At 50.5% G+C, this 18427-nt stretch carries 16 protein-coding genes; 15 read left to right on the forward strand and 1 reads right to left on the reverse strand.

Going from position 1 to position 18427, the window contains the following annotated elements:
- Nucleotides 1-141: 141 nt before the first annotated feature.
- From AC2T0J_RS21050 to AC2T0J_RS21060, 3 genes are all read left to right on the forward strand, one after another.
- Nucleotides 142-798 (forward strand): carbonic anhydrase, encoded by a 657-nt coding sequence (locus tag AC2T0J_RS21050; protein ID WP_489807691.1) that lies wholly within the window; start codon nucleotides 142-144, stop codon nucleotides 796-798.
- A 22-nt stretch (nucleotides 799-820) separates the two neighbouring features.
- On the forward strand, nucleotides 821-2467 hold the full coding sequence (locus AC2T0J_RS21055; protein ID WP_489807692.1) for a SulP family inorganic anion transporter: 1647 nt from the start codon (nucleotides 821-823) through the stop codon (nucleotides 2465-2467).
- 123 nt (nucleotides 2468-2590) lie between these two features.
- Nucleotides 2591-3412, forward strand: coding sequence for a MurR/RpiR family transcriptional regulator (locus tag AC2T0J_RS21060; RefSeq protein WP_489807693.1), 822 nt, complete (start codon nucleotides 2591-2593; stop codon nucleotides 3410-3412).
- Between the two features lie 64 nt (nucleotides 3413-3476).
- Here AC2T0J_RS21060 and AC2T0J_RS21065 read toward each other — a convergent pair whose 3' ends face one another.
- Nucleotides 3477-3941, reverse strand: coding sequence for a hypothetical protein (locus tag AC2T0J_RS21065; protein ID WP_489807694.1), 465 nt, complete (start codon nucleotides 3939-3941; stop codon nucleotides 3477-3479).
- A 372-nt stretch (nucleotides 3942-4313) separates the two neighbouring features.
- On the opposite strand from AC2T0J_RS21065, the gene AC2T0J_RS21070 reads away from it, so the two are divergent.
- The 12 genes from AC2T0J_RS21070 to AC2T0J_RS21125 all read left to right on the forward strand — a co-directional run bounded on the left by AC2T0J_RS21070 (nucleotide 4314) and on the right by AC2T0J_RS21125 (nucleotide 18425).
- The gene (locus AC2T0J_RS21070; RefSeq protein ID WP_489807695.1) at nucleotides 4314-5075 is read left to right on the forward strand and encodes an amidohydrolase family protein; all 762 of its coding nucleotides are present in this window, start codon (nucleotides 4314-4316) and stop codon (nucleotides 5073-5075) included.
- Between the two features lie 35 nt (nucleotides 5076-5110).
- On the forward strand, nucleotides 5111-5329 hold the full coding sequence (locus AC2T0J_RS21075; RefSeq protein WP_489807696.1) for a hypothetical protein: 219 nt from the start codon (nucleotides 5111-5113) through the stop codon (nucleotides 5327-5329).
- Nucleotides 5326-5760, forward strand: a complete 435-nt coding sequence (locus tag AC2T0J_RS21080; protein WP_489807697.1) for a TraR/DksA family transcriptional regulator — start codon at nucleotides 5326-5328, stop codon at nucleotides 5758-5760. Before AC2T0J_RS21075 ends, AC2T0J_RS21080 begins: the two co-directional genes overlap by 4 nt.
- Before the next feature lie 88 nt (nucleotides 5761-5848).
- Nucleotides 5849-8017 carry a M3 family metallopeptidase gene (locus tag AC2T0J_RS21085; RefSeq protein WP_489807698.1) on the forward strand — a complete coding sequence of 723 codons (2169 nt, stop codon included), beginning with the start codon at nucleotides 5849-5851 and terminating at the stop codon, nucleotides 8015-8017.
- 206 nt (nucleotides 8018-8223) lie between these two features.
- Nucleotides 8224-9753 (forward strand): HAD family acid phosphatase, encoded by a 1530-nt coding sequence (locus tag AC2T0J_RS21090; RefSeq protein ID WP_489807699.1) that lies wholly within the window; start codon nucleotides 8224-8226, stop codon nucleotides 9751-9753.
- A gap of 506 nt (nucleotides 9754-10259) precedes the next feature.
- On the forward strand, nucleotides 10260-11447 hold the full coding sequence (locus AC2T0J_RS21095; RefSeq protein ID WP_489807700.1) for an amidase: 1188 nt from the start codon (nucleotides 10260-10262) through the stop codon (nucleotides 11445-11447).
- An 11-nt stretch (nucleotides 11448-11458) separates the two neighbouring features.
- The gene (locus AC2T0J_RS21100; protein ID WP_489807701.1) at nucleotides 11459-13057 is read left to right on the forward strand and encodes a gamma-glutamyltransferase family protein; all 1599 of its coding nucleotides are present in this window, start codon (nucleotides 11459-11461) and stop codon (nucleotides 13055-13057) included.
- The gene (locus tag AC2T0J_RS21105; protein ID WP_489807702.1) at nucleotides 13057-13875 is read left to right on the forward strand and encodes a sulfite exporter TauE/SafE family protein; all 819 of its coding nucleotides are present in this window, start codon (nucleotides 13057-13059) and stop codon (nucleotides 13873-13875) included. The genes AC2T0J_RS21100 and AC2T0J_RS21105 overlap by 1 nt, the downstream gene beginning before the upstream one ends.
- A gap of 8 nt (nucleotides 13876-13883) precedes the next feature.
- Nucleotides 13884-15107 carry a pyridoxal-phosphate-dependent aminotransferase family protein gene (locus AC2T0J_RS21110; protein WP_489807703.1) on the forward strand — a complete coding sequence of 408 codons (1224 nt, stop codon included), beginning with the start codon at nucleotides 13884-13886 and terminating at the stop codon, nucleotides 15105-15107.
- Nucleotides 15104-16339 (forward strand): allantoate amidohydrolase, encoded by a 1236-nt coding sequence (locus tag AC2T0J_RS21115; protein WP_489807704.1) that lies wholly within the window; start codon nucleotides 15104-15106, stop codon nucleotides 16337-16339. The genes AC2T0J_RS21110 and AC2T0J_RS21115 overlap by 4 nt, the downstream gene beginning before the upstream one ends.
- Before the next feature lie 29 nt (nucleotides 16340-16368).
- A complete protein-coding gene (locus AC2T0J_RS21120) occupies nucleotides 16369-16734 on the forward strand; it encodes an AraC family ligand binding domain-containing protein (RefSeq protein ID WP_489807705.1) in 366 nt (121 codons plus the stop codon).
- A 215-nt stretch (nucleotides 16735-16949) separates the two neighbouring features.
- A complete protein-coding gene (locus AC2T0J_RS21125; protein WP_489807706.1) occupies nucleotides 16950-18425 on the forward strand; it encodes an adenosine deaminase family protein in 1476 nt (491 codons plus the stop codon).
- Nucleotides 18426-18427: the final 2 nt, after the last annotated feature.

Raw genomic sequence — 18427 nt, forward strand, 5'->3', positions numbered from 1 at the left:
TGTCTGTCCCACTATAGTTGAAGAAAAAAGCCCACTCTTATAGCTTTTAACTATCATGAGGTACGCTATTTTTCTATGAGACTATAATATAACAATCTTTTAACAAATATGAATCTTATAAACGACGAGGAGTTAGTTGGTATGGATCATGTCATTTCTGGCGTAGCAAAGTTTCAAAAGGATGTGTACCCAGGTCAAAAAGCGGCATTTAAAAAGCTGGCGAATGGCCAAAACCCGGAAGTTTTGTTTATTACCTGTTCCGATTCACGTATTGATCCTAACCTGGTAACGCAAACCGGTCCGGGTGATCTCTTTATCTGCCGCAACGCGGGTAATGTCATTCCACCACATAGCAACGAAACTGGCGGCATGACAGCGTCGGTAGAATTTGCCGTGGCGGCTCTAGGCGTTACCCACATTGTGATTTGTGGTCATTCGGATTGCGGTGCCATGAAAGGTGCTATCAATCCTGAAGCATTATCGAGCCTGCCCCACGTTAAAGAATGGCTTGGCCACTGCCGGGTAGCAACCGAAGTGGTGAAAGAAAAGTGCGGTTGTGACGAACTTAACGCCAAGGATCATTTGCTGTTGGTCACCGAAGAAAATGTTATTCAGCAGCTACAACACATCAAAACGCATCCTGCCGTTGCTGCCAAATTAGCGACGGGGCAGGTGAAATTGCATGGCTGGTTCTACAACATTGAAACCGCAGAAGTGACCTGTTACCAGGAAGAAACCGGTAAATTCGGGCCTATGGACGAAAAATACACCGCAGAGCTGGTTTCCAAACACAAGTAAACCTAACGGTTAAGGAAAAGTCATGAAGAACTTATTTGCTAATGTTCGTGGCGATATCACCGGCGGTATTACCGCCGGCGTTGTTGCTCTGCCGCTTGCACTGGCACTGGGCGTAGCGTCCGGTGTTGGTCCTATGGCAGGTATGTATGGCGCCATTGCGGTGGGCTTCTTTGCGGCACTGTTCGGTGGCACACCATCTCAAATTTCCGGTCCTACCGGGCCGATGGTCGTGGTACTGGCGGGTTTGTTTGCCAGTTTATCCGGGAACGTAGAACTTATTTTTACCGCTGTAGTACTGGCGGGTTTATTCCAGATATTGTTTGGATTTTTAGGGATTGGTAATTATATTCGGCTGGTCCCCTATCCCGTAATTTCCGGCTTTATGTCGGGGATCGGGGCCATTATCATTATCCTGCAAATTGGCCGTTTACTGGGCCACGAGCCACCGGGAGGTACCCTGGGGGCGCTGGGTTATATCCCTACTGCGTTGGCCGATATTAACTTTGCCACCCTCGCACTGGGTATCGGTACGCTGGTGATTGCCTATAAGTGGCCACCCAGCCTCGGTAAATATGTACCGGGCGCATTGGCTGCACTGATTATCGGTACACTTGTTAGCCTGTTCGTTACCAATGTCCCCATTTTAGGCGACATTCCAACCGGACTACCAAGCCTACACTTGCCCACTTTTGAAAGCTCAACCCTATTACTAGTGCTCGAGGCGGCATTTATTCTTGCCATTCTGGGTGCCATAGACAGCCTGTTAACGTCACTGGTTGCCGACAACATGACCCGTACCCGTCATGACAGTTCCAGGGAACTGATTGGTCAGGGAATTGGTAACACTGTTGCCGGTTTGATCGGCGGTATTGCCGGTGCGGGGGCTACTATGCGTACGGTAGTTAACATTCGTAGCGGAGGTAAAGAGCGCTTATCAGGCATGATCCACGCACTGGTACTGCTTGCTGTAGTGCTTGGCCTGAGCCCATTGGCCAGTGCTATTCCCCATGCCGTACTGGCCGGTATTCTGGTAAAAGTCGGGTTGGACATTGTTGACTGGAGTTACCTGAAACGGGCACACAGTGGCCCGCGCTGGGACTTTGCTCTGATGCTGCTGGTGCTCGGTCTTACCGTATTTGTTGACCTGATCACAGCCGTAGGTGTTGGTGTGGTGCTGGCTGCGCTGGCTTATGTTCGTCAAATTGCTCAGTTGCAAATTGAAGAGCTGAAGAAAATCCCCGACACGCTCAACGATCCTAAAGAAAACGCCCTGCTTGAGAAAGCCAAAGGCAAAGTCAGTATCTTTAGTTTTGGTGGCCCGTTAAGCTTTGGTGCGGCGGCCGATTTAGGTCACCACGTACGCGAGTGGGTCAAACCGGGCTCTCGGGTGCTTATTCTGGACTTCTCAAGAGTACCTTCCATGGACGTTTCAGCGTCAATGGCAGTTGAAACGGTGACTTCAGATGCCAAAAAGTCAGGGCGTCAGTTAATCGTATGTGGTGCTTCCAACAAGATAAAAGAGGTACTGGGTAATGTGAATGCCTCTTCGTCGGAAATCCTCACCTACCCGACTTTACTTGAAGCGCTGGAGTCGGCTGTGTCGATTATCGAGGATAGTGGAAAAAAGTCGCCAAGGCATGACGGCAGTTCTACACTCTCTCATGCTTAACGTCTAACCTGAAATACTAAGAGCGCCGCTTGGCGCTCTTTTTTTGCCGCGAAAAACAGATATCCCTTTAGCGGTTTGTCGGCTACACTAATTATGAATTATACGTAATACCTGGACTTTGAAGTGGCTGATAATAATGGTGTTTTAGCGCGAATTCGTGACAAGTATACCGACTTGTCACCCTCTGCGCGGGCTATCGCCAATTACCTGCAACAGTTTCCGCTGACCATCATCAGCGACTCCACCGCCGAAATTGCGGCCAAAACCAATACCTCAAAAGCGACCGTTAGCAGACTGTTTCGTCAGTTGGGTTACGCTTCCCATCAGGATGCCAAACAAGACGTAGTGCTGCAGCGTGACGCCGGCATTCCGGTTAAACAAACCCTTACTCAGCATGATTACATTGCCGCCGAGCTTGGCAATCTGCAACGCACCCTGGAGTCGATCCCGGCTGAGGAAATCAACCAAATCGCCGCTATACTGGCTAAAGCGCCACGCATTACCTTAATTGGCTATCGCAACAGTTACCCAGTGGCCCTGCATTGCCGCCAGCAACTGAAACAGATCCGGCCGAATGTGCGCCTGCTGCCGCAACCGGGCCAGAGCCTGAGCGAAGATTTAATGGATCTCGCCGATGACGAAGTGATAGTCGTGTTTGGCTTTCGCCGTCGGCCGCGTATCTTTGCCCGCATGATTGAAGCCTTGCCAGCGCAGCGCACGATTTTACTTACCGACCCCACAGGACAGGTTTATCAGGACCAGGTGGGTCATACGCTGGTGTGTCAATTGGGCAACCAGTTTGCTTTTGACAGCTATGCCGCGCCTATGAGCCTGGTGTCGGTCATCTGTAATCAGGCTTACACTCTGCTTGGTGAAGAAGGCGATCACCGCGTTTCCACCATCAGCCAGCTCTATGCCCAAATGGGTGAGCTCGACCCCGAGTGACTACATTCGTAATGAACAATAAGTGCCATTGAGATGGCACTTATCACAATCACAGCCCTTTAAATTAAGGCTGATAAGGAAGTGATGACTGATGCAGGATGATGCGTATTTTACCATCTTCACAGGCTTTAAACACAAAGCTCTTGTTAACAAAAATATGGCTATCGTCCTGGCCAATAAAATGGACATTACACTGCACCATCGCTAAATCCCCATGCAGGATAAAATCTTCCTTGCTGTACCAAACTTTCACCCAGGGCTTGAGTTTGAACCCGTTGTCATCCGGGAAATCGCTATTGCCCCCAACAAAATATGACAAAGCACCTTCCTTTGTGGGACGGAACGTTTGCTGACCAAAGGTTAAAGTTGGCTTAAACAATACCTTACCATTGTCGTAGTCGTAATTATCAGACAATACCTGATTGGAAAATGCCTCGACGTCGCCGCCTTCCGAATAGACTTTACCGACTTTTACCACATTGTCACACCAGGTTTGTAATGCAGTATGGACCATTTCTTCAGTAAACATGTTGTTTCATTTCTCCTAATAGATTTTCTTATTGGGCATAGCTGGTACTAATTACGAACCGCGCTATCTTCTTATTTAACCGGGTTAGTCAATCTTCAACCCACTTTATTGCTTGTTTCATCCTGCCGATTTCGCCCAAATGTCTGTTTAAAGGGTAAAACCTCTCACTCAATTTACGTTATAACGTTACACGCCATTGTTAATAGCATGCACTCTGACTTGCTGATAGTTATAGGCTATGAATTATCGACCGATGGGTTTGATTTAGTATCAAGTATCTTCCGCTATACCCACAATGTCTTGTGCATTGCAATCAATATACGTTATGTTATAACATAATTTACAGTAGCTGGGTTTAGTCAGGAAGGTGCAGTGATCAGTCAGAATTCGCAACGCCGTAGTAACGTAAAAGACACACTGACCATTCAAGGCCACCCAATGTTACGAGACAGTGAAGCGTGCCACGCCTCTTCCTCTTATGCGGTGGCACTGGCAAAGCAATTTAACAGTCAGTTAGATGTTTTGCATATCACAACAGCCAGGAGACTCGCTTTATTTGACCAGGGGCCAGTAGAACATAAACACATGACTGCAGAAGCCTTTGTTCATCACCTGTGGTTTAGCAATGAGAACTACGATAGCCCGGCCAATTTAATCAAATGTAATCCGGCGATTAAAATCCCGGCCGATCGCAACGCGTTAATCACCGCTGTAAACAAGGATGTGACCGATATTACTGCTACCGATCACGCACCTCGTAGCTGGCAGGAAAAACACGCTGAATATTCCGCCCCCGCTGGTCTGCCATTAGTGCAGCATGTATTACTCACTCTGCTTGAGCACGTTAAGGCGGGCAAAATGTCACTCCCAAAGGTGGTTAAGAAAGCGACCCATAATCCCGCTAAGCGCTATGCTCTGGTAGATCGGGGCTTTTTGAGGGAAGGCTGTTTTGCAGATTTGGTTTTGGTGGATCCGCAGAAACAAACGCCGGTTACCCATCAAAACAGCCTGTATAAGTGTGACTGGACACCTTTCGATGGTCATATTTTTTCAGCACCAATTGCCGCCATCGGGGTAAACGGTCACCTGATGTTTGACGGTAAGAGCCTGATTATCCCAGGCACCGCAACCTAAAGACTCTCATTCAATAAATCATAGAGGTACGGAAAATGACAACACCCGTTATTGCCACTACTTACGAACAATGGAAGCACTGCATTACCGTAGAATGTGGCATTCCAATGACGAAGCCTTTTATCGAAACAAGAATCACGTCATTAACCAACAGACAAAATGAAGCTACCCGCCAGTTCATCCGCTTATATGGTGAATCTCATTATCAGAATGTGCTGGGCTGGATGGACCAGGCACGCAGGGGGTTTCAATGAGTTCATTACTAACCAAAGAGCAGCTGTTGAATGCTGCTGAAGACGACTATATGAACGACGAGCAACTGGCTTTTTTTAAAGCGATGCTGCTTGACTTAAAACACCAGACCATGAAACACATCGACGCGGTTAAAACAGAGTTCGGCAGTCCCCCGGAGCAGAACGATGAGGTCGACCGTGCGCAATATGAAGAGGAGTCTCGCCTGGCTTTGCGCATGTTAGACCGGGAGCGGCAACTACTGGTAAAAATCGACAAGTCACTGAAACGTATCGCCGATGGTGATTACGGCTTTTGTCTGGAAAGTGGCGATCCCATTGGTATACCCCGATTATTAATCCGTCCGGTTTCAGAGTACTGTGCCGACATAAAACAGATTAACGAAGGAAAAGAGCAGCACTTTGCCAGCAAACGCGGGCACAGTGTAAAATAAAATCAAGACAAGTAACCCGGTAAGCGGGTTACCGGACATTCACGCACAATAGTTGCGAACAACAATACGACAGAAAACAGGAACTTCAATGCAAAAAAAAATCATAACACTTGCCATACTTTCAGCACTATCAATGGTAGGGTGTTCTGACGCCCCGATACAAGCGGAGAACGCAGACACCATGCCCAGCGAGAGCGCAACAGAGCAAGCGCAAACCAATCCATTATTTGCGGCCAGCACCTTGATCTATCAGGCGCCGGCATTCGATAAGATTAAAGATGAGCATTTTTTACCCGCCTTTGAGGAAGGTATTAAGCAACAAGCCGCCGAAATCGACGCAATCGCAGAAAACCCGGCCCAACCGACTTTTGAAAATACGTTGGTGGCAATGGAGAGAAGCGGCAAATTACTGACTCGGGTCAGTCGTATTTTTTATAATCTCGTCGGCACTGACAGTTCACCAGAACGTCGGGAACTGCAAAAAACACTGGCACCAAAACTGGCAGCCCACCGGGATAATATCAACTTAAACAAAGCCCTGTTTGAACGTATTGAAACACTGTACAACGCCCGTGATTCACTTAATCTTGATGCCGAATCGGCCCGTTTACTAAGCGAAGTGTACAGTAACTTTGTTCATGCCGGCGCAAAACTCAGCGATGACGATAAGCAGATCATTCGCCAAATAAACGAAGAGCACTCCACGCTGACCACCCGGTTTTCCCAGAATCTGCTGGCCGAATCTTCGGCCATTGCGGTGCGGGTCAGTGATGAAACAGCACTTGCCGGCTTGTCTGACAACCAGATTAAAGCCGCAGCCGACGCTGCCAAAGCAGCAGGCTACGACGGGCAGTATCAGTTCAATATTACCAATACAACTCGTCAGCCAATACTGGCGTCTTTGCAGAACCGTGAGTTAAGAAAGCAGATTTGGCAAGCCTCAGCCTATCGGGCTCAATCAGGCGAAAACGATAACAGCGATGTGATTATCCGTCTGGCAGAACTGCGGGCACAAAAAGCCGCGCTACTCGGCTTTGAGAACTGGGCCAGTTACAGCCTGGCACAACAAATGGCAGGCACCCCTCAGGCAGTTTACGATATGTTTGCCAGCATGGTGCCAGCCGTGGTGAACAATACTAAACAGGAAGCGGAAGATATCCAGGCATTTATCAACGCAGAAGGCGGCGATTTTAGCGTTCAACCCTGGGACTGGGCGTACTATGCTGAGAAGGTGCGTCAAGCCCGTTACGATATTGACGAAAGTGAAGTAAAACAATATTTTGAAGTGAACCGGGTGCTGGAAGACGGCGTATTTTTCACCATGAACAAGTTGTTTGGTGTGCGCTTTGAACCCCGTCCGGATTTACCCGTTTATCACCCGGATGTAAAAGCGTACGAGCTGATAGATGTTGATGGCGAAAGTCTGGCTATCTTTTATGCCGACTATTATGCCCGGGAAGGTAAACGTGGTGGTGCCTGGATGAGTTCATTCGTTGGCCAGTCAAAACTGCTTAATCAAAAGCCCGTAGTGGTTAATGTTATGAACATCACCAAAGCGCCTGAAGGTGAGCCTACGCTTATCAGCTACGACAATGTAACCACCATGTTCCATGAAATGGGACATGCCCTGCACGGCATGTTCTCTGATGTTCGCTATCCTTCACTGGCAGGCACCGCCGTCTCCCGTGACTTTGTTGAGTTTCCTTCAACGTTTCAGGAAGACTGGGCCGCTTACCCTGAAGTGATAGCCAATTATGCCAGGCACTATCAAACTGGCGATCCTATTCCGGCAGAACTTCTGGACAAAGTGATCCGCTCCAGAAACTTTAATATGGGTTTTGACACCCTGGAATACATGTCTGCCGCACTGCTTGATATGGCATGGCATACACTTTCTGTCGATGAAGTACCCAACGATATCAACAAATTTGAAGCCAGCGCGTTAGCAAAACATAGAGTAAATCTAGCGTATGTGCCGCCACGCTATAAGTCTGCCTTTTTCGCACACTCCATGGGCGGCGGCTATTCGGCGGGCTACTACGCCTATATGTGGAGTGAAATTCTCGCCGCAGATGCCTTTGCCTTTGTTCAGGATAATGGCGGCCTGACCCTGGAAAACGGCATGCGATATCGCAAACACATACTGGCAACAGGTAATACACGCCCTACCATGGAGTCTTACCAAGCATTTCGAGGCAAGCTGCCTGAAACCGACGCTCTGTTGATCCGACGCGGCTTAAAAAGTCAGGTAAACTAGCCCTAGCAATACAAGGTGGTGGTTTTTAGCCGCCACCTCTGCTCAGGCTTTGTTTGTTGACCCAATAGCATTACTCGTCTTTTAAAAAATTCATCAGGACTGTTTTACCAATGATTTTCTCAAAAAAATCGATGCTGATCTTCGGTGTTTTGGCAATAAGTGCCTGCTCAACGCAAAATCCAGCGGGACAAATCTCCCCCGTTCCCATGTCAACTCAAAGCGAAGAACTTCGCACGATCTCGCCCATTACACTCGCCACATGGAATGTTGAGCATCTTGCTTACCCGGCCGAACTCGGCTGTAAGCCCAGAGATAACGAGACGCTTCAGGCCATGCAAACGTATGTTGATAGCCTCGACGCCGACATTATTGCACTGCAAGAAGTGGCATCTGTCGAAGCGCTCGCCCAGATATTTCCGCCCCGGCAGTGGCAACTTATTCTCTCCGAACGCCCTGATAGCAAAACCTACGAATGCAGAGGAAACGGGCTGATCTCCAGCCAACAAAAAGTCGCTTTTGCGGTGAGAAAAACTCTGCCCATAAACAGTACGGCGAACCTCAAATCACTGGCACTGGATAATCCCGGCCTTCGTTATGGTTTAGAAATTAACGTCGACACGCCTTTGGGCACGCTGACAATATTAAATGTTCATATGAAAAGTGGCTGTTTTAGCGATGATTATCTGCAACAGGACTCCTCAGCCTGCCTAACCTACGCGCAACAAGCACCTGTACTGGATAATTGGATAAGCAAGCAGGAAAACACCGGACAGCCTTACGCAGTGCTGGGAGATTTTAATCACCGTCTCTCTGCCCCCTACAATCGCTTAACCCGCACGTTAATAAAAGAAGACCGCAATCTAACCATTGCCACCCGTGATTTACTGGGGTGCCATCCGCGCTACCCGGCCCCCATTGATCACATCTTACTCGGTGCCCTCCCTCCTCAAATGGCCTTTAATAACCCCCGCTTTCACGCCTTTGTCGATATGGCCCCCGAGTCCATGCTCAGTGACCATTGCGCGGTATCGGTTGAGCTCACCGCCAAAGCAGTAGAATTATCGTCAGCTGTACGCTGGCAAACAACCAGTAAGGAATACCAGGCTTTAACCGAAGGGTTGTATCAGCAAGCCACGCAGGCTTTACCAGACAATGCGTCTGCTGATGACTGGGTGGTAGTCATGGATGTGGATGAGACAATACTGGATAACTCGCCCTATCAAATCCAAACAGAGCAATCCGGGCGTGGCTATACGACTGAAAGCTGGACTGCCTGGGTGGCACGGGAAAAAGCAGACCTGGTACCCGGCGCGAAAACATTTATACAACAGGTGTATGCTGCTGGCGGCAAGATTGCACTGATCACCAACCGTGACCGCACGCAGGACCACCATACCTGGCGTAACCTTGTTAGCCTAGGCTTGCCCATTACGGCGACCAATACCTGCCTGATGGGGCGAACAGATGAAGACATACAAGCTGTCGACGGTAGGGTGTTTTTCAATGATAAAGACTGGCGACGGGAGCAAGTGCGTCGCGGAACAGCAACTTGCTTTAACCCTGAAGGTTCTACAGGAAGTAACTGGTCACAACCGCATCAGGTCCTGATGCAGATAGGCGACAATATAGAAGACTTTGCCGGCGTTACCCAACAAAATGTCGACATCAATCAACTTTTGCCTGCATTGGGTAAACAGTTGTACTTGTTACCTAACCCTATGTACGGCTCCTGGTAAGGCTGTCATCTACGCCTAATGGCTGTTGTCATCATTGCAGCAGCCTTTATTTTGCAAGCCCCTGACCTTTGCACTTGGTTACACGATTTTGATGTATTCACAGGCCACCGGACAGTAATCGGGATCACTCAGCGGCTAATCACAAACTAAACCGCCAAAGCCGCATAGTGTTGCCGTGATGGCCATCATGGAGATTTTGCAGATTGGTAGTCCAGAGTACTGGGTGTCCCCCCTTGAGCTACATGATGATCTCAGCACTCGCTGGCTGCGAAGCTATGCGTTTACAGACTTTTTGGCTGGCGCCAGTAGTAGCAACAGGTCTGTTGTGGCTCAGTGCGCTCAGGCTATACGAGAACAAACGAGCAGGTTAAGTACGGTTATCGCCCACTTTTTAGTGGTTGCAGCGCATTGGTTAACAAAAAACACAACCTGTTAACAAACGTTTCACTTGACTTATTGGTGAAACGATTGTTTCATAGAGCTATCCTTCTGTAATAGTAAACTTCATGGATCATTTTACCGTTAGTTCGCCATTTGTCTGGCAGCCAACGTCTGCTGTGGCGCCTGTCGAACAACCTGATATTGCACCTGATAGCGCTAGAGCGCTGTCCGGGTTGGGTGTTGCTGTCAAAGACTTATTCGCTATCAGCGGTGCGCCGACTACCGCGGGGAATCCTGACTGGCTGAACAGTCATGCAGTGCCCGACAGCACAGCAAGCGCTCTAACCAAACTGCTTGCTGCCGGCGCTCATGTGGTGGGCAAAACCATCACCGACGAGCTGGCTTACAGCCTAAACGGGCAAAATATTCACTACGGTACGCCACAAAATCCAGTCACGCCGGACCGCCTGCCCGGCGGATCATCGAGTGGTTCAGCGGTAGCGGTTTCAGCGGGTCTGGCTGATATTGGTTTGGGCACCGACACCGGTGGTTCTATCCGGGTTCCGGCCAGTTACAATGGTCTTTGCGGCATGCGCCCGACCCATGGTCGCATCAGTACCGACGGCCTGGTTGCCCTCGCCCCGGGCTTCGATACCATCGGCGTCATGGCAAAAACGCTGGATGTGCTTGAATGCAGTATGAATTGTTTGTTCGATGCGCCGGTGAAAGATGTCTCCGCTCTCACTTCACTGGTGGTTTATCAATCGGCAGTAGATTTATGTGAACAAGCAGACGTTGCCAATCAATGGCTCGCTTCGCAGCCGGTAAAATACCGAGCAGGCGACTTCAGCCAATTGGAACAACAGCCACTGGCTGAAACGTTCAGAGTGTTACAGGGGCGGGAGATCTGGCAGACCCACGGTGAGTGGATCACTGCCGTACAGCCGGTATTTGCCCCGGACATTAGCGAGCGATTTAACCAAAGCGCGCAAATAAGCGACGCTGAGATAGAAAATGCAACACACATACAACAACAGGTACGTCAGCTGTTAGCCTCACTGCTTGGTACAAGCAGTGCTATTGTACTGCCCACCACACCGGGTTGTGCGCCACTGTTAACCGCCACTGCGGCCGAACTGACTGACTACCGCAAACAATTATTATCATTAACTGCCTTAGCCGGACTGGCGGGTTTACCGCAACTGCATTTGCCGTTATTTCGCCTGAATAACGCCCCCTGTGGCTTATCACTGATAGGCCCGGCGGGCAGTGAAACTGGTCTGTTCGCTCTGGCTCGTACCCTTACGGAATAAGAATAGAAAGCATGACAAAACAACAACACACTGCTTTTACTGCGCCACATTATGCTGCATCGACAGTAGGCAACGATATCCTCCAACGCGGCGGCACCGCCATTGAAGCCATGGTCGCCGCAGCGGCTTCCATCGCGGTGGAATACCCGCATATGAACGGCCTTGGTGGTGACGGTTTTTGGCTAATTAGTGAGCCGGGCAAAGCGCCGGTGGCTATCGACGCCTGCGGCACGGCGGCCGGACTGGCCGACAGCGACTTTTATCAGGGTCTGAACGCTATCCCCTCGCGTGGTGGCAAAGCAGCATTAACCATGGCTGGTGCGGTGGCAGGCTGGCAAAAAGCCCTTGAAATCAGTGCCGACTGGCAATCCGCCATGCCGCTACAGGACTTACTGGCCACCGCAATCAGTCAGGCTAACTGGGGCATTGAAGTGACCCAGAGTATGTCGGATGCCAGTTTCAAAACCTTCGATGAATTAGCCGCTGATGAACACTTTGCGCAGTTTTTAATTAAAGGCAAGGCCCTTAAAAAAGGCAAGATCGTCAAACTTACTAAACTTGCTAACACCCTAAAGCGCCTGGCCGACAGCGGCCTTAACGATTTTTATCATGGCGATATCGCCCGCGAGCTGGCCGCCGATCTTGAAGCGGCAGGCTCACCTATTCGCTTAAGCGATTTTGAGCAATATGAAGCCAAAGTGGTCACGCCGCTAAGTGTATCGACCTCAAAGGGTAAGCTTTACAACCTGCCGGCGCCCACCCAGGGCATCGCCTCGCTGATTATTCTGGCCCTCTATGACCGCGTGGTCAGCCAGGGCAACAGCGACGCCGATATGGTTCATCTGCTCATTGAATGTACTAAACAAGCCTTTATTAAGCGCAATGAATACCTTACCGATCCAGGCCGTTTGAGTGTTGACCTCGACAGTTTCCTGACCGATGAAGCATTAGATGAAATGGCCGCGGCCATTAAGCTGGACAACGCTCTGCCCTGGCCTCAGGAAGCCAAACTCGGCGATACTATCTGGATGGGAGCCTGCGATAACCAGGGCCGTATGGTCAGCTATATTCAAAGCCTGTACTGGGAATATGGCAGTGGCGTGGTAAGCCCGCAAACCGGTATTGTGTGGAATAACCGCGGTACGTCATTCAGCCTGACGCCTGGCCACTTACAACAACTCAAGCCCGGTTTAAAACCGTTCCATACCTTAAATCCTGCGTTTGCTGAGCTGAACGACGGCCGCCGTATCAGCTACGGCACCATGGGTGGCGAAGGGCAGCCACAAACTCAGGCCGCCTTGTTTAGCCGCTATGTGTACCACAACCAGCCACTGGATAAATCTATCGCCCTTGGCCGCTGGCTACTGGGTCGCACCTGGGGCGATCAGTCACATAACCTTAAAGTGGAACGCGACCTCAACGAATATGTTGGCGAGGACCTGCTTGCCCGCGGTCACGATATGGTAGTAGTCGATGCCTGCAATGAACTGATGGGTCATGCCGGCGCGGTAGTATTGCATCCGGATGACACCACTGAAGCGGCCACCGATCCACGCAGCGACGGCAAAGCCTTCGCACAAGCTTACACCCCAGCAGGAGAAGTACAGTAATGGAAGCATTTATGGAGTTGCTGCCTACAATTCTGGCATTAATGGCCACCGGTGTCTTTGCCGGAATTCTGGCCGGCCTGCTCGGCGTAGGTGGCGGTATTGTGATTGTACCCGTACTGTACTTTCTGTTTCAGGCCCTCGGCGTGTCAGCCGACTCCGCCATGTTGATTGCCACAGCGACCTCACTGGCCACGATTATTCCCACTTCAGTAAGCTCAATCCGCGCCCACCGCAAAAAAGGCAACGTGGATACCGACCTGCTCAAACGCTGGGGCCCGTTTATTTTGCTCGGCGTATTGCTGGGCAGTTACGCGGTAACCCAGGTCAACGGTGAAGTCTTAACCCTACTGTTTGGTACCATTGCCAGTTTATCTGCCATCAATATGTTTGTGGGCAGTAAAAGCGCCTGGTTTAACGATCTGCCCGGCGCTCTTGGCCAGCGCATTATTGCTATCTGTATTGGTTTATTCAGTGCCATGGTGGGAATTGGCGGTGGAACGCTCACCGTCCCCACCCTGACGTTTTGTAATTACCCGGCGCATCGTGCGGTGGGTACCGCCGCCGCGGTTGGCCTGATCATCTCGCTGCCAGCAGCGGTAACCATGCTGATTTTTGGTCAGGCACCAGCCGATGCCCCCGATGGCACCATCGGCCTGGTTAACTTAATTGGCTTTGCCGCCATAGTCCCCCTTACTGTGTTATTTGCACCGGTTGGTGCTGGCCTGGCCAGCAAACTGGATGCCGCAAAGCTCAAGAAAGTATTTGCCGTGGTACTGCTTATCACCGGCGTAAGAATGCTTGCTCAGAGCGTGCTCTAGGAGAAAAAATGAACCCCTTATCCATGCCGCCCCGACTACTGATGGGTCCGGGCCCGATTAATTGCTATCCACGGGTGTTAACGGCCATGTCACAACAGCTGGTTGGCCAGTACGACCCGGCCATGACCAGTTGCATGAATGAAGTCATGGCGTTATATCGCCAGGTTTTTCAAACCAACAATCACCATACCATTTTAGTGGATGGCACTTCTCGTGCCGGTATCGAAGCAGTGCTGGTTTCCGCACTGGAACCCGGCGATAAGGTGCTGGTCCCCATTTTTGGCCGCTTTGGACACCTGTTGTGCGAAATTGCAGAACGTGCCGGTGCCGAAGTACACAGTATCGAAGTGCCCTGGGGGGAGGTATTTGAGCCGGAGCAAATAGAAAAAGCCATCCATGAAGTACAGCCGAAAATGCTGGCCGTGGTGCAGGGCGATACCTCAACTACCATGTTGCAACCGCTGGAGCATTTAGGCGAAATATGTCGTCGTTACGATGTGTTGTTTTATTCTGATGCCACCGCTTCCATTGGCGGCAACCCGTTTAAAACCGACGAATGGCAGCTCGACGCTGTATCAGTTGGCCTGCAAAAATGTTTGGGTGGCCCTTCCGGCAGTGCCCCGATAACGCTGAGTGATCGCTACGTTGAACTGGTTCGTAAACGCCATCACGTAGAAGCTGGTATTCGCGAGTCGGCCCATCAGTCTGGCTCTGGCAGTCGTATTCGTTCTAACTATTTTGATATACCTATGCTGCTGGATTACTGGGGTGAAGAACGACTTAATCACCACACGGAAGCGGCTACCATGCTGTTTAGCGCCCGGGAATGTGCCATTAATCTGATTGAAGAAGGTATTGATAACAGTATTGCGCGGCACAAGCAGGCCGGTGATGCCATGCTTGCCGGTGTTGAAGCCCTTAACCTGGAGCCCTTTGGCAATCTTAAGCATAAGATGCACAATGTGGTCGGCGTAGAAATACCCGACTGTGTGGATGGCGAGCTGATTCGCCAGCAGTTGCTGATGGATTTCAACATTGAAATCGGCACCAGCTTCGGCCCGCTTAAAGGCCGGATCTGGCGTATCGGCACCATGGGTTATAACGCGCGTAAGGACGCAGTGCTGCATACCCTGCAGTCGCTGGAAACGGTGTTACGCCGCGCCGGGCATAAACTGCCTGCCGGTGGTGGTGTGGATGCCGCGCTGGATAGTTTTTCGGGTTCATCACTATGATGGATTTTGCCAGCCTGGCCAACCAGGTGATGTTACGTTGCGATCAGCTCGGTGCGATTACTCAGTCGCCCGGCATCGTTGACCGTCGCTACCTTACCCCCCAGCACCGTCAGGCGAATGATTTGGTTGCCCAGTGGATGCGCGAGGCCGGTATGACAGTCTGGCAGGACGCCGCAGGCAATCAATGGGGCCGCTATCACAGTACCGATGCCAATGCCCGTTCACTGGTGCTTGGCAGTCACCTGGATACCGTGCCCAACGGCGGCAAGTACGATGGTATGCTGGGCGTTGTGGCGCCGCTGTCTGTGGTTCACCATTGTTTCGAAAACGGCATCCGCTTTCCGTTTCATATTGATATCGTTGGCTTTGGCGACGAAGAAGGTACCCGATTTGGCTCAACGTTGCTGGGCAGCCGCGCGTTAACCGGCCGCTGGAAAGAAGACTGGCAGTTATTGCGTGACGAAAACCATTTATCCCTGCCTGAGGCAATGGCCGAATTTGGTCTGGCTTTTGACAAAGTCAGTGACGCTACGCTCAAACCCGACAGTGTGCTCGGTTATCTCGAAGTGCATATTGAGCAAGGGCCGGTGCTGGAAGACAAAAACCTGCCAGTGGGCTGGGTTACCGCGATTGCCGGTGCCAAACGGCTGAATGTGCAGGTTAACGGTATGGCCGGCCATGCCGGTACGGTACCCATGGGCATGCGTCAGGATGCGCTGACAGCCTCCAGTGAAATGGTATTGGCAGTGGAATCCATTGCCAGCCAGTTTGGTATTGTTGCCACTGTAGGAAGGCTTGAAACCCGTCCCGGCGCAGTGAACGTTATCCCCGGTCAGGTGAATTTTTCGCTGGATATCCGCAGCGAACATGACCATAAACGCGATGCCGCATTGCAATTGATTGAAGAGGTATTCCGCGATATTACCCAGCGTCGCCATGTGGATGTTAACTGGCAACAAACCCACCATGCCGATGCGGTGCATTGCGATCCTTACCTTTCGCAAACCTTATCTCAGGCTATTCAGCTTAGCGGCCATAACGCCGTAAGCTTACCCTCGGGCGCTGGTCACGATGCCATGGCGATGGATGCGATCTGCCCGGTAAGCATGTTGTTTGTACGCTGCAAAGGCGGCATCAGTCACCATCCCGGTGAGTCAGTCACCAGTGCCGATGTGGCCGCCAGCTTACAGGTTATTTATCGATTTTTTGACGCTTTTTCGCCTGATTTTTAGGCCATTTATCAAGTAGAAGGATGATACGCATGAAAATACCCAGAATTTATAATGATGCAGACGGCAAAAGTCATTTTGGTGAGGCCGATATCCCGCTTAAAGATGGCGGCCCAATCGGCTTGCTCTCAGAGAAGCTCCCCGCCGGCTCGATTATTTTTCGCGAAACACCTGCCGACTACGATTTTAAATGGCACCCGGCTCCGGCGCGTCAGTTACTGTTTATTTTAAAAGGCCGGGCAGAATTTACCGTATCAAATGGTGAGCGCCACGTGTACGGTGCCGGTGATGTACTATTACTGGAAGATACCGAAGGGGAAGGCCACTGCAGCCGCGCCATGTACAACGAAGTACGTCATTCTATTTTTGTTACCCTACCCGACGGCTTCCCCTATTAATGACTTGCATTGAGTTCTCCGAAGGGGCTGGCTGCTAATGAGTCAGTCACGCCCCTCTCTGGTGCAATCGCTTTTTAAAGCCGCCAACCTAAACCACATTGTGTAATTATAATCCTTTAATTACAGCAACTTAAATATCACCACACCATCCGGACCAAATGGTCAGATTATTGCTTCATCCGTAACGTCTTTTTTTTACGTCTACAGTGAGCAATATGTGCAGTATGTTTTACCGGTGGAATAGCCGCCGTTCAGCCCTTCCATTTTTACGTTTCCTGTTTGCCACCTTACTGTCGCTGGCTTCGCTGTCGGTATTCAGCGCCGACATGAACACCTGGTTCCGGGAATTTAAGCAAACCGCCAGTGATAAAGACCTCTATCAGATGCTTTGGTCGTTGCCTAAAGGCGGCGATCTTCATCATCATTTAAGTGGTGCGGGATTCAGCGAGTGGTGGTATGACATTGCCACCCGCCCAGAGCAAAACGGTGGTTATATCTACTACACTAAAACCCGTCTGCTGCAATGCCGTGGATATGGCACCAATGAGTATGGCCCTAACCCGCAAAACCTGCTATTTCGTACTATTCAGGCTTCCACCTACAACAGTCTGAACGACTGTGAAAAGGATGAGTATGAGTTACTCAGCGACCTGGATACCACAGAAAAACAGGCCTGGTTCAACAGTATCCGACTGGATAAAGCCCACGAAGGGCGCAATGAGTTTTTCGAACGTCACTGGCAACGACTCAACGAACTCACCAACAATCCGCACGTTGGCGCTTACATCCTGCTCAAAAATATGCAGGCTTTCGCTGCTGAAGGTTTGCAATACCTTGAAACCCAGGTAAATGTCGATCGCAGTATTACTCCGCAAGGCGAGTTAATGTCGCCGGCGGCATCGCTGAAAGTCTATACAGATATGCTTGCCTCAAAAGCCGCATTACAAACCGGCGTTACCGTGCGCTTTCAATACGCTTTGCTGCGGTTTTTACCCCACGCTGAACAGCACTTGCGCTGGATGTATGATTTTGTCGATCAGCACCGCGACCTCTATGTAGGCATCAACATGGTGGGCCGCGAAGACAACGACAAAGGCTATCCGCTGCGCTTCCTACCGGTTTTACGGGAATTACGCCGCCAGTATCCGACTATCAATCTGGCCATTCACGCCGGCGAAGTCGATGAACCTAACCAGCACGTGAAAGACACCTTGCTGCTTGGTGCCCAGCGCATTGGTCACGGCCTTAACACGATTACGGATCCGGACACCCTGCTGCTAATGCGCCACGGTCCGTACCTGATTGAAATTAATCTCATCAGCAACCGTTTACTCGACTACACCGAAGACTACGCCACCCACCCGTTTCCGGAATATTTACGCACCAACATTCCGGTGGCACTGACCACCGACGATCGCGGTATGTGGGACAGTACGCTCACCGATGAATATTACGTGGCAGTTAAAGAGTTCAACTTGTCCTGGCAGGAGCTGACCGGCCTTGCCCGTCAGTCTCTGCAGCACAGTTTTTTAGCCGAACAAGATAAACAACAAGCGCTTAAGGCCTATGAGCAGCGATTACGTCAATTTGCAGAAACCCTTGCTGATGAAGGCATTTTGTCACTACCTCAAGCCGCAGCCAAACGACGTTTTATCTGCGACTATCAACCCACTTTGTGCCATCAAGGATAGCG

This window comes from Alteromonas sp. ISO5 (assembly GCF_058105165.1).

Bases quoted from the DNA above. Each gene is read 5' to 3' on its own strand.
- AC2T0J_RS21050 (WP_489807691.1), top strand. From the start codon at position 142: ATGGATCATGTCATTTCTGGCGTAGCAAAGTTTCAAAAGGATGTGTAC.
- AC2T0J_RS21055 (WP_489807692.1), top strand. From the start codon at position 821: ATGAAGAACTTATTTGCTAATGTTCGTGGCGATATCACCGGCGGTATT.
- AC2T0J_RS21065 (WP_489807694.1), bottom strand. From the start codon at position 3,941: ATGTTTACTGAAGAAATGGTCCATACTGCATTACAAACCTGGTGTGAC.
- AC2T0J_RS21075 (WP_489807696.1), top strand. From the start codon at position 5,111: ATGACAACACCCGTTATTGCCACTACTTACGAACAATGGAAGCACTGC.
- AC2T0J_RS21080 (WP_489807697.1), top strand. From the start codon at position 5,326: ATGAGTTCATTACTAACCAAAGAGCAGCTGTTGAATGCTGCTGAAGAC.
- AC2T0J_RS21085 (WP_489807698.1), top strand. From the start codon at position 5,849: ATGCAAAAAAAAATCATAACACTTGCCATACTTTCAGCACTATCAATG.
- AC2T0J_RS21090 (WP_489807699.1), top strand. From the start codon at position 8,224: ATGTCAACTCAAAGCGAAGAACTTCGCACGATCTCGCCCATTACACTC.
- AC2T0J_RS21095 (WP_489807700.1), top strand. From the start codon at position 10,260: ATGGATCATTTTACCGTTAGTTCGCCATTTGTCTGGCAGCCAACGTCT.
- AC2T0J_RS21100 (WP_489807701.1), top strand. From the start codon at position 11,459: ATGACAAAACAACAACACACTGCTTTTACTGCGCCACATTATGCTGCA.
- AC2T0J_RS21105 (WP_489807702.1), top strand. From the start codon at position 13,057: ATGGAAGCATTTATGGAGTTGCTGCCTACAATTCTGGCATTAATGGCC.
- AC2T0J_RS21110 (WP_489807703.1), top strand. From the start codon at position 13,884: ATGAACCCCTTATCCATGCCGCCCCGACTACTGATGGGTCCGGGCCCG.
- AC2T0J_RS21115 (WP_489807704.1), top strand. From the start codon at position 15,104: ATGATGGATTTTGCCAGCCTGGCCAACCAGGTGATGTTACGTTGCGAT.
- AC2T0J_RS21120 (WP_489807705.1), top strand. From the start codon at position 16,369: ATGAAAATACCCAGAATTTATAATGATGCAGACGGCAAAAGTCATTTT.
- AC2T0J_RS21125 (WP_489807706.1), top strand. From the start codon at position 16,950: ATGTGCAGTATGTTTTACCGGTGGAATAGCCGCCGTTCAGCCCTTCCA.